Genomic DNA, 17,576 nt, shown 5'->3' with positions numbered 1-17,576 from the left:
TATGTTTAGTTTTTCAGCTTTTTATCAACTTCTCGCTCAACATGAAACGTTGCGCCCATGGTTAAATACTCTACCTAAACAATTAAGTGATTGGGAACAACAAGAACATGGTGACATGGCGCGTTGGGTACGTGCGCTACAAAAGTTTCCAACCGATAAACCCGATATTATTGATCTAAAAAACGAAGTCAGTGTACATAACCAAGTTCCTATTGCCGATGGTGAAAAAAAGCGTTTAGAAAGTTTATTACGCTTATTACACCCGTGGCGTAAAGGCCCTTTCACTATGCACGATATTCATATTGATACTGAGTGGCGCTCTGATTGGAAATGGGATCGTGTATTACCTCACATTACCCCATTAAAAGGTCGCAGCGTATTAGATGTCGGCTGTGGCAATGGCTACCATATGTGGCGTATGCTCGGTGAAGGTGCCAAGCTAACTGTCGGTATTGATCCATCGAGTCTATTCTTAATTCAGTTTGAAGCCATTAAGCGTTTAATGGGTCAAGACGAGCGAGCATACTTACTGCCTTTAGGCATTGAGCAATTACCCGAGTTAAAAGCGTTTGATACTGTATTCAGTATGGGCGTTCTTTATCACCGTCGTTCACCATTAGATCATATTCTGCAATTAAAGAATCAATTGCGAGCTGGCGGTGAAGTAATTTTAGAGACATTAGTTATCGATGGTGATGAAAATACCGTGTTGGTACCGACTCACCGTTATGCACAAATGCATAATGTGTATTTTTTTCCTTCTGCTAAAGCATTAAAAGTATGGATGGAAAAATGTGGCTTTGTTGATGTACGTATTGTTGATGAGAATATCACTACCACAGATGAACAAAGAACAACCAACTGGATGACAAATAATTCTCTTCCAGAATACTTAGATCAAGAAGATAACTCAAAAACGATAGAAGGTTATCCTGCTCCTAGACGTGCGATTCTCATAGGGCGGAATCCTGACTAACGACTGACAAAAGGGATGCTGTGTGCATCCCTTTTTTGATGTAAACTAATGTTGTTATTATATAAAACAGACGCACATAGGAGATATGATGCTTCGTCTTAGCGTATCAGTAATTGCACTAGCGATACTTTCAGGATGTACCTCAAATGCAACGCTAGAGAAAAATCACCAACAAACTTTAGCTGCAATTAATCATGTTGAAACGCATATTGATACTAAAATCAATAATGTTTCGACACAAGTTGAAAACCAACAACAATATATAGGCCAACTTGAAAGAAAATTAGCATCTATCTCAAAAGATATAAAATTTCTTAAGCATAAGAGCCTAACTCAACCTAAAGTAATTGTTGAAAAGCAAATTGTTCGAGTTCCCGTTGAGCGGCCAGCCACTGATTCTAAAACGGCTAATGGTAAAGCGATTTTAGGCCAAGAAGAGTGGGTATGGATTGACTCAGTTAAGAGCCATTTTAAAGCGCGAGTTGATACCGGTGCGACCACATCATCGCTAAATGCAATCGATGTACAAACATTTGAACGTGATGGTAAAGAATGGGTTCGTTTTAATTTAAGTCATGATTCTGCCGAGGATACACCAGCAGAAATTGCAGCCAATAATAAAGCAAAACCAGAAACCATTGAAGCACCTATTTTCCGCTGGGTGCGTATTCGTCAGTCAACGTCTGAAGAAGCCGTTCGCCGACCTGTTATCGAAGCTTGGATCACTTTGGGCAATCTACACGAAAAAGCACAATTTACTCTCGCAGACAGAACGAAAATGGATTTTCCTATTTTACTTGGACGTGAATTCTTTAAAGATATAGCGTTAGTTGATGTAGGTAAACAATTTGTTCAGGGAAAGACTGAACCTAAACCAGTCCAAGTTAACAAATAAATGATGAGGATGTCATGACGTCTAGAATACCCTTTTATATTCTTATATCACTGCTAATTATTTCAGGTATAGGATTAAGCATGTACCGCCATGATGTTTATGGTGTGCCATGGTCCCCCGGTAAAGAACGGGCAGTATGGGAAGTTGAAGCTCGAGTACAATTCGACGCTATTGGCGATCCTGTTCAAGTCAAAATGTCAGCACCCGGAACCCAGCAGGGCTTTACTCTTATCGATGAAAGTACTTCATCACCCCCTGGTTACTCTGTTGTGATCCACAATACCAAAGATGGTCGTCAAGCCGATTGGGCAACACGGACCGCAATTGGTAAGCAAGTGTTGTATTACAAAACTCAATTACTGGTTGATGATCATGCTAAATATAAACCTGTACCACCTAAAGGTGAGCCAGCTGAAGTTAGCTTAAGTAATCCACAACAAACAGCAGCAACCGCATTATTAACCCAAGCTCGTAATTTATCTGCTGATGATGTGACATTAGCGCGCGAGTTAATTCGTGAGCTACATGATAAACAAAATCAAAATGCTGCGGTGCTACTTGATACAATGTCATCGGCTGATGTAGTTACTAGCCTATTATCACTTGAAGGCATCAACTCTCGTATTGTTAGTGGCTTAACACTTGAAGATGGGCGTCGTCGTCAAAGTGTTTCGCCGATGGTTGAAGTGTGGGATAAGCAACAGAAAAACTGGCAACTGTTTAACCTAACTACTGGCGAGCAAGGCAAACCTGAAAATGTGATGATTTGGAATCAGCAAGGTAATGCCCTGCTTGATGTAGTAGGTGGTCGAAACTCAAACATCAGTTTCTCTATTATTGCTCAAGACATCACGCCACAACGTGCAACCCAAGAAAAGATTAAAGCAGAAGATCTACTAAACTTCTCAATCCATAGCTTACCGCTTGAAGAACAGGCGATGTTTAAAACCATCATGCTGGTTCCAATCGGCGCTTTAATTGTGGTGTTCTTACGTGTGATCATCGGTTTAAAAACCTCTGGTACTTTCATGCCAGTACTGATCGCGGTTGCTTTCGTCCAAACACAATTACTGACAGGTATTGTGGGCTTCTTACTGATTGTCGGTACCGGTTTGATTATTCGAAGTTATCTCTCGAAACTCAACCTACTTCTGGTAGCGCGAATATCCGCGGTCATAATAACGGTTATATTGATTATTTCGATATTCACCGTGGTGGCATTTAAGATTGGTCTGATTGAAGGTCTAACTATTACCTTCTTCCCAATGATTATCTTGTCATGGACTATCGAGCGGATGTCGATCCTATGGGAAGAAGAAGGCGCGAAAGAAGTGTTTATTCAAGGTGGTGGTTCACTGTTAACCTCAGTGTTAATTTACCTTGCAATGACAACACCTATTATTCGTCATCTAACGTTTAACTTTATTGGTGTGCAGTTCCTTATTCTGGCAGCGATCTTAATCTTAGGTAACTACACCGGTTATCGTCTAAGTGAGTTACGTCGCTTTAAGCCACTCGCTGAGGACTAACCTATGTCATTATTTTCACAGTTTACTTCACCACAAAAACTGCGTGATCGTGGCATCATGGGCATGAATAAACGTAACCATAGTTATATTGGACGTTACAATGACCGTAGTCGTTACCCTTTAGTGGATGACAAACTAAAAACCAAGTTCATTGCTCAACAGGCGGGAGCAACTGTTCCCGATTTGATTGGTGTTATCGATAGCCAAGCAACGGTTAAGCATATTCATCATATGGTTAAAGATTGGCCAGGATTTGTTATCAAACCCGCCCAAGGCTCTGGTGGTAAGGGAATTTTAGTTATAGTGAAGCACAAAGATGGTGTTTACGTTAAGCCCTCTGGCGCTGAAATTAATAAACAAGATGTTGAACGCCACATTACCAATACTTTAGCGGGATTATTCTCGCTTGGGGGTAAAAATGATGTTGCGATGGTCGAGAACCTGATTCAATTTGATAATGTGTTTGATGGCTTTAGTTATGAAGGTGTACCCGATGTACGTGTGATCGTATTTAAAGGCTACCCTGTTATGGCGATGATGCGTTGTTCAACTGCTGCATCTGATGGTAAAGCGAACTTACACCAAGGTGCTGTTGGTGTTGGTATCGACATTGCGTCAGGAAAAGCGATTCGAGCGGTACAATTTAACCAACCGATTGACCGCCACCCTGATACTGACCGTCTATTGAGTGAGCTTAAAGTTCCTGAATGGAATAAATTGTTAGTGCTCGCATCAAGTGCATGGGAAATGACTGGTTTAGGCTATATGGGTACCGATATGGTGTTGGATAAAACCAAAGGCCCAATGGTATTAGAGCTAAATGCTCGCCCAGGGTTAGCAATTCAAATCGCTAACGGTACTGGTTTATTACCACGCTTACGCCATATTGAAGCAATGGGTGTGACGGCACATACACCAACACCTGAAGAACGGGTTGCCTATTGCGCGCATCAATTTGGTGCTAAGTCTGAGTTCTAATCTGGTTTTAACGCAATAATATTATTAGCCCTGATATGTTCAGGGCTTTTTATTATTTAAAATAAATCATTAAAGTTATCCATACGATTGTCGATAACTTAAGTATCTTATTTTATATCGATAGTTATTCGTTACATGCAAACTCAATCGCTTGATAATATACAGCTTATTAATGAAATCCAACTCGGTACTAACCTCAACCATGCGGTTGAAGGTGGCCGTCGTGCTGATTTTGCATTAATGCTGGCACTATTATCTGCTGATCTGCATGAAAACATTCCTGTTGATACCACGCCAGTTGAAACACAATCATCGCAGCAGCTACGGGCTTATTTTGAAATTCCAGCCTCACAGCCACTGACATCGACGCCATCATGCTACTCTCGCGCCGCTGAACAAGCACAAGCCTTTCACCAAGCAAGCTTAACCAGTACTCGCTTACTTGAACAATTACAGCCAACCGCTCTATCTTACCCGCCACAACAGACAAAAGGTTTGCCTGAAGATTTATTCCATAATTTATCCATCCATGAGCGCCGTAAACTTCCCCCTATCGAGCCCAAGCCGCTACAAGCGACACCACAAGATCTTTATTTAGCATTAATTAAGTCTAAGCGACAAAGTGAAATGAATTGGGCTGCTTAGAGTAATATTTGCAGTTGATCAAAGATAAAATATTACCGTTATGCAGATGGAATTAAAACGGAATTTGTTCGTGACCTTGCTCATAATTTCTTCTTTATTATTATTAGTTTGCAGTTTTATTGACTAGTATGGATATCAATAACCGCCTTAGAGATAACCACAACAATTTCGATACCCAAAAGGCATGAATTAGACTATTAAAATATTAAGGCTAGGAATATATGCATATCGGACAATCAGTCGCTATTATTACCGATGCTGGTAATCCTATTGGCAAAGCTGTCGCCCTTCATTTCGCATCATTAGGCGCAACATTAGCTCTGGTCGATAATAATGAACCTGAGTTACAAAAGACCTTAGAATCTTGCTGTAAGATTAATGCTGCTGCAGCCGCGTTTTACATACAATGCTACGATGAAGCTAGCATTCAGCAGTTATTCCAACAAGTACGCGAACGCTTTGGAGCAGTAAATATTTTATTAAACACTTGGACTGGGACTGAAATACCGCAGCTATTATCACCAACGTCCATCACTGACTTTAATGATATTATGCAAAAAAGTGCGGCGAGTTTTTTTATTTTTGGCAAGATTGCCGCTGAATTTATGCAAAATCAACCTCATCAAAGTGTGATTATTAATTTAGCCTTAAGCCATGAGAACCATCATCCTCATACCCCAACCACCAGTAAAACGGTTGTCAGTGGCTTGACGCAAAGTTGGGCTACCGAGCTGGCAGATTTTAATATTCGAGTTGGTGGTATTGTGCCGATTAATTTACAAGACAAACACCATGATCAGCACGCTATTGTTAACGTGCCAATGCAAGATGAAATTGCACGTAATGTGGAGTATATCGTCAGAAACGATTCGTTTAACGGCCGCATGCTAGAGTCTGAAATTGGCGTCTAATTTCACAACCGCAAACGCTGAATGTAACCAATAGGCTGAGTATAACAACTCAGCCTTTTTTAGATTTCAAGGTTAAGAGGTTAATTTTAATCACTTATCGAGTCTGGTAAATCTATTCAAACAAAAAGCCCGTCTATCACTAGACGGGCTTTATTATATTTTAATCAGTAAAGATATTAAGCTTTTGCTTTTTTACCTTTTGCAGCAATTTGTACTGGCTCTGATTTCTTGATTACTGTTGTGCCTTCAAACGCTTCACCTTCAATGAAAGGTTTACCGTAGTAAGAAGCAAGTAATACTTCTTTTAGCTCAGAGATTAGAGGGTAACGTGGGTTTGCACCAGTACACTGGTCATCAAACGCTTCTACCGCTAACTCATCAACTTTCGCAAGGAAATCTGCTTCAGCAACACCCGCTTCTTGGATTGACATTGGAATCTGAAGATTCACTTTCAATTCGTCTAACCAAGTTAGTAGACGCTCAATCTTCTGTGCAGTACGGTCACCAGCGTGTGATAGACCCAAGTGGTCAGCAACTTCAGCATAACGACGACGAGCTTGTGGGCTTGCGTACTGTGAGAATGCAGTTTGCTTAGTTGGGTTATCATTTGCGTTGTAACGAACTACGTTAGAAATCAACAATGCGTTAGCAAGACCGTGTGGTACGTGGAACTCAGCGCCTAGCTTGTGCGCCATTGAGTGACAAACACCTAGGAATGCGTTAGCAAACGCGATACCAGCGATAGTTGCCGCATTGTGTACTTTCTCACGTGCGATTGGGTCATTAGCACCGTTCGCGTAGCTTGATGGTAAGTACTCTTTTAGCATTCTTAGTGCTTGAAGTGCTTGACCGTCTGAGTATTCGTTAGCAAGAACAGATACATAAGCTTCTAGTGCGTGAGTTACTGCATCGTAACCACCAAACGCTGTTAGTGACTTAGGCATATTCATTACTAGGTTCGCATCAACGATAGCCATTTGAGGCGTTAACTCGTAATCCGCTAGTGGGTACTTAGCACCTGTTTTATCGTCAGTTACAACCGCAAATGGTGTTACTTCAGAACCGGTACCAGATGTAGTAGTAATACATACTAGCTCAGCTTTCTTACCCATTTTAGGGAACTTGTAGATACGCTTACGAATGTCCATAAAGCGCATTGCTAGTTCTTCGAAATGCGTTTCTGGGTGCTCGTACATAACCCACATGATCTTCGCAGCATCCATTGGTGAACCACCGCCTAGCGCGATAATTACATCAGGTTGGAAGCTCTTCATTGCTTCAGCGCCTTTCTCAACAACAGACAGTGTTGGATCCGCTTCTACATCAAAGAATGTTTGAACTTCGATACCTTGTGCTTTAAGCAAAGATACGATTTCATCTGCGTAACCGTTGTTAAATAGGAAACGGTCCGTTACTAAAAACGCACGCTTCTTACCTTCTAGGTCGCTAAGAGCGATTGGAAGGCTACCACGACGGAAGTAAATTGATTTAGGTAGTTTATGCCACAACATATTTTCAGCTCGCTTCGCTACTGTCTTCTTGTTGATAAGGTGCTTAGGACCTACGTTCTCAGAGATAGAGTTACCACCCCATGAACCACAACCTAGAGTTAGCGAAGGTGCAACGTTAAAGTTGTAAAGGTCACCGATACCACCATGAGTAGTTGGGATGTTTACAAGAATACGTGCAGTTTTCATCTTGTCGCCGAAGTACTTAATACGGTCAGCGTTAGTATCTTGGTTAGTGTATAGGCCAGATGTATGACCGATACCGCCAATCTCAACCATTGTTACTGCTTGGTCTACCGCATTTTCAAATGAAGACGCGCGGAACATACCTAGTGTAGGAGATAGTTTCTCGTGTGCGAACTCGTCGTCGTAAGAAACTTGCTCACCTTCACCGATAAGGATCTTAGTATTAGCAGGAACTTTAACACCTGCCATCTCAGCAATTTTAGTTGCTGGCTGACCAACGATATCTGCGTTTAGGTTGCCGTTAATCAACAAGATTTTACGAACTTTATTCGCTTCATCTTTAGAAAGAACATAACCGTTGTGAGAAGCAAAACGTGCTTTCACTTCGTCATATACTTCATCCATAACGATAACTGCTTGCTCAGAAGCACAAACAACACCGTTATCAAATGTCTTAGACATAAGTACAGATGCTACTGCACGCTTAATATCAGCAGTTTCATCGATAACAACAGGTACGTTACCCGCACCAACACCGATAGCAGGCTTACCTGAAGAGTAAGCAGCTTTAACCATGCCTGGACCACCAGTTGCAAGGATAAGGTTGATATCATCGTGCTTCATTAGTGCATTTGAAAGTTCAACAGATGGTTGGTCGATCCAACCAATGATATCTTTTGGTGCACCCGCTGCAACTGCTGCATCAAGTACAAGCTTAGCTGCTGCGTTCGTTGAGTTTTTAGCACGTGGGTGTGGCGAGAAGATAATCGCGTTACGTGTTTTAAGAGAAATAAGTGATTTAAAGATCGCTGTAGATGTTGGGTTCGTTGTTGGAACGATACCACAAATGATACCTACAGGCTCTGCGATAGTCATAGTACCGAACTCTTCGTTCTCTTCTAAGATACCGCAAGTTTTTTCGTCTTTGTATTTGTTGTAGATAAATTCTGATGCAAAGTGGTTTTTGATAACCTTATCTTCAACAATACCCATACCAGATTCAGCAACAGCTTGCTGTGCTAGAGGAATTCGTGCGTTATTTGCAGCAAGAGACGCTGCACGGAAGATCGCATCTACTTTCTCTTGAGAAAAAGTAGCGAATTCTTTTTGAGCCGCTTTAACACGTGCAACCATTGCATCTAGTTCAGCCATATTTGTTACAGGCATACATAAACTCCTAGCTTTAAGATTAAAAATTATTTAGTAAGAACATGCTGGAATCCTTTCACATTTAAGCGTTAAAACACGTTAACACTTATTGCACTACACACACTTAGTAAATTGCTTTCAAATTTGATTATAATTTTTCACACTGTAAAAGAAATTGATTTAGATCACTACAGACTCAAAATGCTGGCAAAACCACTAAATTGCTAAAAGCAGTGTGTTTTTCATGCTTTTACATGCATTTTTATGAGTCTCATCGTTGATTTATCTAATATGTATCAAAATCATTTATTTCACAAGACGAAATATTACGTAATAAAAATACATTTACTAGCCCCTATCACATCCAGTTGTGACAGAAATCACGATTTATTACGCTAACCGCTCAATATTTGTTGCATATTACCTAGCACATTATTTTCCCTGTAAGCGTAATACACAAAAATTCACTTTACATAATCTATTCACTATAAAAATTATCGACGCCTTAAAGAGCACTAATCAGCTTTTATTGGTAGCTGAAATAGCCAGCTTAGATTAAAATCTTGTGACAACGATATTTATACACATCTGCCTACTATCGTTTATTGAATCGGGTAATAGCCTTGGCAATGAAAAATCGCCTTAAACAAGGTGATTTTTATTACCACGAATAACGGTTTAAATGGCATTTTTTCGTTTTACTACTCCACCATAAATTTTGGTAACTGACAGGTAACCCTATGCAGGCTCTTGATATAGCTATATTTTTGCATTTTTTTGTTGGGCTTATTGCGACGGTAAACCCGGTCGGTATCATGCCTGTTTTCGTTTCTCTAACAGGATCAATGAGTGCTGATGAACGTAATAAAACTGCACTAACAACCAATATTGCCGTTGTTATTATTTTGATTGTTGCATTAATAGCTGGGCAACATTTATTGGATCTGTTTAGTATTTCAATCGACTCATTCCGCGTTGCTGGCGGTTTGCTATTGCTTAGCATCGCATTTTCAATGATGAGTGGTAAAATTGGTGAAGTTAAACAAAACAAAGAAGAAAAATCAGAGTCAGTGAGCCGTGAACAAGTTGGGGTTGTACCTTTAGCGATGCCATTAATGGCAGGCCCTGGTGCAATCAGCTCAACGATTGTGTATGGATCGCGTTACCCTGGCGTGGCTTCAACAATGGGAATTGCGATTACTATTATCGTATTTGCTTTTTGCTGTTGGTTATTATTCCGTTCAGCACCTTATATTGTGCGCTTTTTAGGTCAAACAGGAATCAACGTGATCACTCGTATCATGGGCTTGATACTTGCCGCACTTGGGATTGAATTTATCATCAATGGTTTGCGAGTAATGCTGCCCGGTTTGAGTTAATACCGCGATTTATTTCATAGCAAATACTAAGCCTCAACATTTTGTTGGGGCTTTTTAATATTCAATAAAAACGTAAGTCAATGCAGGGTTTTGATATACTTGAAACTATCACAGCCAATTAATGGCGTAACGTAGCTTTCAAAAGAGGATGCTGCGTTTTACTTGTTAATAAATACTATTTAAACTATGACAAAACTCACACTCACGCCAAGACAGCGTCTTTATCAAATTATTTTCGGCACTTCTACCCGCTTAGGTCAATGGTTCGATATTGCTTTAATTATTGCCATTGTAAGTTCTGAAATAATTTTAATTATCTCATCTGTTGCAAGTATTGAATCGCAATATTCTCACTTACTGGTTATTGCTGAATGGTCGTTTACGATCCTATTCACTATTGAATACATTTTACGTTTATATTGCTCTCCACGACCTTTAGCATATGCGCGCAGTTTTTATGGCGTTATCGATTTAATGGCAATTCTTCCTGCCTATATTGCGTTCTTAGTTCCAGGCTCGAATTATTTATTAATCATTCGTTTAATTCGTGTTTTACGTATTTTCCGAGTGCTAAAGCTGGCGAGATTCCTTCGAGATTCCAATATCTTATTGCGATCTCTTCGTCACGCTCAGCGTAAAATCTTTGTTTTTTTTAGTTCGGTGTTAATTCTAGTGACTGTGTTTGGATCTTTAATGTTTATTATTGAAGGACCAAGCAATGGTTTTACCAGTATTCCTAAAAGTATCTATTGGGCTATCGTTACTATTACTACTGTCGGTTATGGCGATATTGTGCCTCATACGGTGATGGGGAAAGCACTCGCATCATTAACAATGCTATTAGGTTATTCAATACTGGCGGTGCCAACAGGTATTATTACGGCAGAGTTAAACCAAGAAATAAAAACCCATCGCGGACTTATTCGTTGTTCTAACTGTGCCACCAGCGGGCACGAGATGGATGCGGAATACTGTAAGAAATGCGGAACGAAATTGCCTGAAACACTATAACGTAAACAAAAGCCCGTCATTATAAATGTACGGGCTGAGTGTAACGAGCATATAGCGTTAAGCCATAATCTATCAATTAGTGCGATTGAGTTTGGTGCTGTAAAAAGTTAACGGCTTTATCAGGAAAATCGGTAAAAACGCCATCAACACCGGCTTGATTATAAAACACCTCTAACATGCCATTGTAATCTTTAACGTAAGCTGGAATACGATCTTTATCAGCACGGAAGGTATAAGGATGGACAACCATACCGTTAGCATGGGCATTGGTTACCATGTCGGTAAGTTTTATATGGCCTAAGGTTGAGCTGTTTTTAACGATCATCGGTTTCCATGGTCCAATACCATCAGCATATTGAGATAACACTTTCATGCCATCTGGCTTAAACATCCAATCATAATTATAAGGATGAGCTTTGCCTGATTTATCGTAAACCATGGTTTCATTCCAGTCTGTTTCAGCCATTAGCTGCACTAACTTTAAATCCATTCCCATGGCTGGCATTAATTGATCGTTAATACGCTTCAATTCATTAAAATCAAATGTTTGTAGATAAATATTACTGTTTTTATCAGTATAACCATATTGCTTTAATACTGTTAAGACCGCTTTACTAATGTCTTTACCTTCATGGCGATGAAACCACGGCGCTTTAATTTCTGGATAGAGACCAATATCATAACCTAAGGTTTTATTCAGCCCTTGGATCATTTCAATTTCTTCTTGGAACGTTGGCACTGTAAAATGAGATTTCCAAATAGGGAAACGTTCTGAGAAACCTTGGACTTGCTTGCCCTCTTTAATATTAAACCCTTCTGTTACACTCAATTGTTTTATTTCTGCAAGCGTAAAATCAATCGCGTAATAGCGACCATCACTACGAGCTCGATGTGGAAATAGAGCGGCAACATTGGTGACTCTATCAAGGTAATGATCATGAAGAACGACTAACTGATCGTCTTTCGTCATCACTACATCTTGCTCGATATAATCGGGTTTCATACCATAAGCAAGTGCTTTTGCTGGCAATGTATGTTCAGGTAAATAGCCTGATGCGCCGCGATGGGCAATAACAATTTTATCGGTATTTGGCTGAGCAATAACAGTTGTTGATAATACCGCGCAACCGATCATCGTCGCTAACATCACTTTCTTCATCATTATTCCTTTAATACGCACTGTTCAATATCGAACATTAATATCTTCATTCGAAACGTATAATACGGATTATTAATGACAATATTGCGATCAAATACGTATATGACAATATCAATCGTTAAAATTGCGTATTTTATTCTCAAATAGTGACTTTAATTCCAAAGTAGAATAACGTTATATGGATTCAACAAAAAATCCATTGGATTAATAATATCAACCTTGATGGTCAGCAAAATAATAACCATATATAAAAAAGCCGAGGCAAGTGCCTCGGCTTTATATGAATCACTGTCGGCTAATCGATATTACTTACGACGCCAAGTTGTACCTTGTGCACCATCTTCTAAAATAATGCCCATCGCTAGTAACTTATCACGTGCATCATCTGCTGCAGCCCAATCTTTTGCTGCTCGCGCATCCAGACGCTGTTGAATCAAAGCTTCAATTTCAGCGACATCATCTTCACCAGCACCACCTTGTAAGAACACTTCAGGATCTTGAGATAATAGACCTAAAATATCCGCTAATTCGCGCATACGTGCACCTAATGCAGATGCTGTAGCAACGTCATCCGTTTTAATACGGTTAATTTCACGCGCCATATCAAATAGCACAGAATAGGCTTCAGGTGTATTGAAATCATCATCCATTGCTTCTTTAAAACGAGCAACAAACTCTTCACCACCAGCGGCTTCAACAGAGGTATCCAAACCACGCAGTGAAGTGTATAGACGCTCTAATGCAGAACGTGCTTGTTTTAGATTATCTTCGCTGTAGTTTAACTGGCTACGGTAATGACCAGACATTAAGAAGTAACGTACTGTTTCAGGATCATAATGGTTTAATACATCACGAATAGTGAAGAAGTTACCTAATGACTTCGACATCTTTTCACGATCAACCATCACCATGCCACTGTGCATCCATGTATTCACATATTGGCCATCGTGAGCACAGCATGATTGCGCAATTTCATTTTCGTGGTGCGGGAATTGTAAATCTGAGCCACCACCATGAATATCAAAGTGATCGCCAAGAATAGACGAGTTCATCGCTGAACATTCAATGTGCCAACCAGGACGACCAGGCCCCCATGGTGATTCCCATGTTGGCTCACCTGGCTTAGACATTTTCCACAATACAAAATCTAGTGGGCTGCGTTTTGCCATGTCGATATCAACGCGAGCACCTGCTTGAAGTTGATCAAGATCTTGCTTAGAAAGACGACCATAATCATCATACTTGCTCACTTCAAACATCACATCGCCATTAGAGGCAACATATGCAAAACCACGCTCAATCAAACGTTCACAAAGTGCGATAATTTCTGCAATAAACTGTGTCGCACGAGGCTCAACATCAGGACGTTTCATGCCTAAAGCATCAAAGTCAGCGTGCATTTCACCAATTAAACGCTCAGTTAATGATTCACAGCTTTCGCCATTTTCAGCTGCACGTTTAATGATTTTATCGTCGATATCGGTAATGTTACGTACGAAGGTAAGATCGTAACCTGAGTAACGCAAATAACGCGACACCACATCAAAAGAGACAAATGTACGACCGTGTCCAATGTGACATAAATCGTAGATCGTAACGCCACAGACGTACATACCGACTTTGCCAGGATGGATGGGTGTAAATAGTTCTTTTTGTCGTGTGAGCGAATTATAGATCTTTAACATGTCTCAGCATTACTCATTAATTTCGAATTTGTCGGTAATTACACCTTTTATAGCATTTGATCGCAAGGAAAATTCAAGGATGGATGCTATTTTAGCAATTAGTGCAGATTAAGCGGGTAATGTTTGTCTGACAAGGCTAAGGTAAGTTAATATTCACGCTTAAAGAAAACACTCCATTTAAGGAATAAATCATGATTACCCTTCACACAAATTTTGGTGACATCAAAATTAACCTTTTCGAAGATAAAGCACCAATTACTTGTGCTAACTTCCTACAGTACTGCCGTGACGGTTTCTATAACGGTACTATTTTCCACCGTGTTATTGATGGTTTCATGGTTCAAGGCGGCGGCATGCTTGCTGGTATGGAAGAGAAAGAAACTCGCGCGACTATTCAAAATGAAGCAAACAATGGCCTAAGCAACAAAACAGGCACATTAGCAATGGCGCGTACTAACGCACCACATTCTGCTAGCTCACAGTTCTTTATTAACGTAAAAGATAACAACTTCCTAGACTTCACTGGCGAGAACATGAGTGGCTGGGGCTACTGTGTATTCGCTGCTGTTGTTGAAGGCATGGACGTTGTGAATAAGATCAAAGCAGTGAAAACAGGCCGTAACGGTTACCACTCTGATGTGCCTGTTGAAGACGTTATCATCGAAAACGTAACAATCGAAGACTAATACTTCGCAAAGGGCGGTTCATTATCGCCCTTTATTAGTGACTTATGACCACATTATTTATTGCAGATTTGCACTTAAGTGCTGAACGCCCCGACATTACTGCCTGTTTCTTACGCTTTATGGCACAAGAAACCCACCATATCGATGCCTTATATGTTTTAGGGGATTTATTTGAAATGTGGATTGGCGATGATGAAGACTCCCCTTTCTTACGCCAAATCAAACAGGCTTTTAAAACACTAACGGATACTGGTACGCCTTGCTATTTTATCCATGGCAATCGTGACTTTTTAATTGGTAAGCGATTTAGCCGAGAAACAGGTATTACATTATTACCTGAACATAGCGTGGTTGATCTGTATGGCACACCAACATTGATTTTACACGGTGATACGCTGTGTATTGAAGATCAAGCCTACCAGCGCTACCGTAAAAAAGTCCACAATCCTGTTATTCAATGGTTATTTGCTCGATTACCGTTATCGTACCGCATTAAAGTTGGTGATAAATTCCGCCAAAATAGCGGTAAAAACAATCAAACCAAAAGCCAGTCTATTATGGATGTTACTCAGGCTGAAGTGATCCGTATCATGCGTGAAGCGAATGTTACCCAAATGATTCATGGCCATACTCATCGGCCAAATATTCATAATTTTGATATTGATGGCATACCAGCTCAACGAATAGTGCTTGGCGATTGGTATGATCACGGTTCGGTACTAGTGTATAACGCTGATGACTATCAACTAGAAACACGCAATTTCAATATACCAAGCTCAGATTGATGGCTCATATTTACAATCATAAAAAATACAAAAGGTACGACATGCGTACCTTTTGTATTTATAAATAGCAGTGCAAAATATTACACTTATTGTAATTTCATCGCACAAGCGGGCACGGCTTTTCTCTCTGCAGCCCATGAACGGTACATGGTGACAGATGTATAGAAAACCACAGCACACACTAGCCACGCCAACACATGCATATCTAACGATTTCACTAAGTAAGCAGCAACCATTACCATTATCGGCCCAACCAAGGCAACAGTGACTGTTGCACGGCTATTAAAACGATTATGACGAATAAAGCTCGCAGACGAGAAGAAACTTAAAAATGCGCATGAACACATCATTACCGGAAATGCTGCCAATGGATTCATACCCAAAAGGTAAATCATCACCATACATGGCGCATATAAGCCAATTCCCACCGTCATTAAAGCGCCAAAAATAAAGTTACCGATAATACCTATCACTAATTTCCAGCCACTTAAGCCCAAGCTACTGCCACCTAGTGGAAACAACTTTAGCTGTCCAGCAAGCATCAATCCAGCCACAATTAATAAAGCAACACTCATTACGATACGAATATGTTGTCGGTCCCAACTTGAGACGACCCGCGCTCCGATCGTAGCACCAATGCAAGCAGCAATAACAAGGCTTAATAAGGTTACTGAATCAACCGATACCGCCGTCATAAAGATAAAGGCCTGAAATACCGTTGGCATCACTGACTGACAGTTTAGAGTACCGGGTAATTGCTGATCATCAATCAACTTAAACTGCTTATAGCCTGCCGTCATGATAGCAAAACTGCCAATGCCTAACGTGTCACAAAAATGGGCAAAGCCACCCACAATAGCAACAGGCATAATACGTGTATCAGCTTCCTGCTTACGGTTTTTTTTCCATGCCATAAACAGCATAAAACTAAAAATACCGCCACCAACAAGCAATCCCGCTTGTATCAAGGTAAATATCGACATAACTACTACAAATACGGAGGGTTATTCAAAGGGCACTGTTGTGCATGTCACTGTTTTTATTCCAGTGACAGATATTATGTACCTATGTGTTATTAGTTTCCATTTTTTTAATCACTCAATCAATATATTGCACCAAATATAAACACTGATTGCCAACAAAGATGATGAAAACGTAAACTAAGGTTAATTTCTTCACTAAGATCGAATAAAAACATGTCAAAACATCATGATGAGTGCCCTTGTGGCAGCCACAAACTTCTTGCTGAATGCTGCAAACCTATTCATACCAATCATGCATTAGCCACTCACCCAGAACAACTGATGCGCGCTCGTTACAGCGCTCATGTCTTAGGCTTAGTTGATTTTGTGGTGCAAACTTATCACACCAGTTGTAACGCAGAACAACATCGCGCGGCGATTGCAGAATCCATCGCCTTAACATGGCTAGGCCTTGATGTTATAAACAGTGAAATAGCTGCTGATGGACAAGGCTATGTCGAATTTCAAGCAGGTTACAAAGAAGCTGGCGAAGAATATATATTGCAAGAACGTTCACGCTTCGTGCAAGAAACGATTAATGGCCAACGCTATTGGTTTTACATTGATGGAGAATATCCACAGCCGCCACCTTGTGAGCAACCAGCACCGTCAGCACCAGTAACCAGCAATAAAACCGTTGGTCGCAATGATCCTTGTCCATGTGGTAGCGGTAAAAAATATAAAAAGTGCTGTGGCTAAATTAATTAATCCCACAAAATGATTAACAATTGGGGATTTGATGATCCCCATTTGTTTACTAATAAATTGTTACTGTATTGATAAACCGCGCCAAAACACGTTACAACCCTTACTATCCCCTCAGACTAAGCCTGCCAAAATAAAAACAATAATCCATTAAACTTCATAACCTTAATAAGTAACCCTGCTTTTTTATCCCTTCAAAGCATCAAAACAATAAATTAACATTTAATTTAACTTTTCACTCATTTTATTGTTGCAAAAAACAATTAGCTTCGTTAGTGTGAATAACAACAACGAATAGCGTTCAACCTTATTGAGTAAATATTTATGCGTATCCAAATGGTCACATCTCAGCACCATCATCATCCTG

At 40.2% G+C, this 17,576-nt stretch carries 15 protein-coding genes and 1 other annotated feature (1 of these 16 running past the window's edge); of the genes, 11 read left to right on the top strand and 4 right to left on the bottom strand.

The window, feature by feature from the left end; translation table 11 throughout:
• The first annotated feature begins 1 nt into the window (after position 1).
• The 6 genes from cmoB (at position 2) to G6R09_RS07355 (ending at position 5,934) form a co-directional block, all read left to right on the top strand.
• Entirely contained in the window at positions 2 to 976 is a 975-nt protein-coding gene (gene cmoB / locus G6R09_RS07380; protein ID WP_163921474.1) for a tRNA 5-methoxyuridine(34)/uridine 5-oxyacetic acid(34) synthase CmoB, read from the top strand.
• A gap of 88 nt (positions 977 to 1,064) precedes the next feature.
• Complete coding sequence (locus tag G6R09_RS07375) at positions 1,065 to 1,871, top strand: ATP-dependent zinc protease (protein WP_065166322.1); 807 nt, start codon at positions 1,065 to 1,067, stop codon at positions 1,869 to 1,871.
• Positions 1,872 to 1,885: 14 nt separating this feature from the next.
• Positions 1,886 to 3,400, top strand: a complete 1,515-nt coding sequence (locus G6R09_RS07370; RefSeq protein WP_163921471.1) for an inactive transglutaminase family protein — start codon at positions 1,886 to 1,888, stop codon at positions 3,398 to 3,400.
• 3 nt (positions 3,401 to 3,403) lie between these two features.
• Positions 3,404 to 4,378 (top strand): alpha-L-glutamate ligase-like protein, encoded by a 975-nt coding sequence (locus G6R09_RS07365; protein WP_107204452.1) that lies wholly within the window; start codon positions 3,404 to 3,406, stop codon positions 4,376 to 4,378.
• Positions 4,379 to 4,513: 135 nt separating this feature from the next.
• Positions 4,514 to 5,023, top strand: coding sequence for a VC2046/SO_2500 family protein (locus G6R09_RS07360; RefSeq protein WP_163921468.1), 510 nt, complete (start codon positions 4,514 to 4,516; stop codon positions 5,021 to 5,023).
• Between the two features lie 221 nt (positions 5,024 to 5,244).
• The gene (locus G6R09_RS07355) at positions 5,245 to 5,934 is read left to right on the top strand and encodes an SDR family oxidoreductase (RefSeq protein ID WP_065166325.1); all 690 of its coding nucleotides are present in this window, start codon (positions 5,245 to 5,247) and stop codon (positions 5,932 to 5,934) included.
• Between the two features lie 176 nt (positions 5,935 to 6,110).
• Here the strand turns inward: G6R09_RS07355 and adhE are convergent, their stop codons facing one another.
• Positions 6,111 to 8,795 carry a bifunctional acetaldehyde-CoA/alcohol dehydrogenase gene (adhE, locus tag G6R09_RS07350; RefSeq protein WP_065166326.1) on the bottom strand — a complete coding sequence of 895 codons (2,685 nt, stop codon included), beginning with the start codon at positions 8,793 to 8,795 and terminating at the stop codon, positions 6,111 to 6,113.
• 722 nt (positions 8,796 to 9,517) lie between these two features.
• On the opposite strand from adhE, the gene G6R09_RS07345 reads away from it, so the two are divergent.
• Together G6R09_RS07345 and G6R09_RS07340 are read left to right on the top strand one after the other, a co-directional pair.
• Entirely contained in the window at positions 9,518 to 10,156 is a 639-nt protein-coding gene (locus tag G6R09_RS07345) for a YchE family NAAT transporter (RefSeq protein ID WP_065166327.1), read from the top strand.
• A gap of 186 nt (positions 10,157 to 10,342) precedes the next feature.
• Entirely contained in the window at positions 10,343 to 11,167 is an 825-nt protein-coding gene (locus tag G6R09_RS07340) for an ion transporter (protein ID WP_065166328.1), read from the top strand.
• Positions 11,168 to 11,243: 76 nt separating this feature from the next.
• On the opposite strand, the gene glpQ is transcribed toward G6R09_RS07340, so the two are convergent.
• Together glpQ and cysS are read right to left on the bottom strand one after the other, a co-directional pair.
• The gene (gene glpQ, locus G6R09_RS07335; protein WP_163921888.1) at positions 11,244 to 12,326 is read right to left on the bottom strand and encodes a glycerophosphodiester phosphodiesterase; all 1,083 of its coding nucleotides are present in this window, start codon (positions 12,324 to 12,326) and stop codon (positions 11,244 to 11,246) included.
• Between the two features lie 305 nt (positions 12,327 to 12,631).
• A complete protein-coding gene (gene cysS, locus G6R09_RS07330) occupies positions 12,632 to 14,011 on the bottom strand; it encodes a cysteine--tRNA ligase (RefSeq protein ID WP_065166330.1) in 1,380 nt (459 codons plus the stop codon).
• A gap of 191 nt (positions 14,012 to 14,202) precedes the next feature.
• Between cysS and G6R09_RS07325 the strand changes: the two genes are divergently transcribed.
• Together G6R09_RS07325 and lpxH are read left to right on the top strand one after the other, a co-directional pair.
• A complete protein-coding gene (locus G6R09_RS07325; protein ID WP_065166331.1) occupies positions 14,203 to 14,697 on the top strand; it encodes a peptidylprolyl isomerase in 495 nt (164 codons plus the stop codon).
• A gap of 44 nt (positions 14,698 to 14,741) precedes the next feature.
• On the top strand, positions 14,742 to 15,482 hold the full coding sequence (gene lpxH / locus G6R09_RS07320; RefSeq protein WP_163921465.1) for a UDP-2,3-diacylglucosamine diphosphatase: 741 nt from the start codon (positions 14,742 to 14,744) through the stop codon (positions 15,480 to 15,482).
• Positions 15,483 to 15,568: 86 nt separating this feature from the next.
• Here the strand turns inward: lpxH and G6R09_RS07315 are convergent, their stop codons facing one another.
• Positions 15,569 to 16,465: a sulfite exporter TauE/SafE family protein gene (locus G6R09_RS07315; protein WP_065166333.1), complete on the bottom strand. Its 897-nt coding sequence runs from the start codon at positions 16,463 to 16,465 to the stop codon at positions 15,569 to 15,571.
• 213 nt (positions 16,466 to 16,678) lie between these two features.
• Here G6R09_RS07315 and G6R09_RS07310 point away from each other — a divergent pair, with 213 nt between their 5' ends.
• A complete protein-coding gene (locus G6R09_RS07310) occupies positions 16,679 to 17,203 on the top strand; it encodes a YchJ family metal-binding protein (RefSeq protein ID WP_163921463.1) in 525 nt (174 codons plus the stop codon).
• A gap of 353 nt (positions 17,204 to 17,556) precedes the next feature.
• Positions 17,557 to 17,576: a sequence feature (His leader region), on the top strand (it continues 115 nt past the right edge of the window).

The organism is Photobacterium sp. Alg240-V54, assembly GCF_900537155.1.
GTDB lineage: Bacteria > Pseudomonadota > Gammaproteobacteria > Enterobacterales > Vibrionaceae > Photobacterium.
This window is presented reverse-complemented; position numbering and strand designations above follow the sequence as displayed.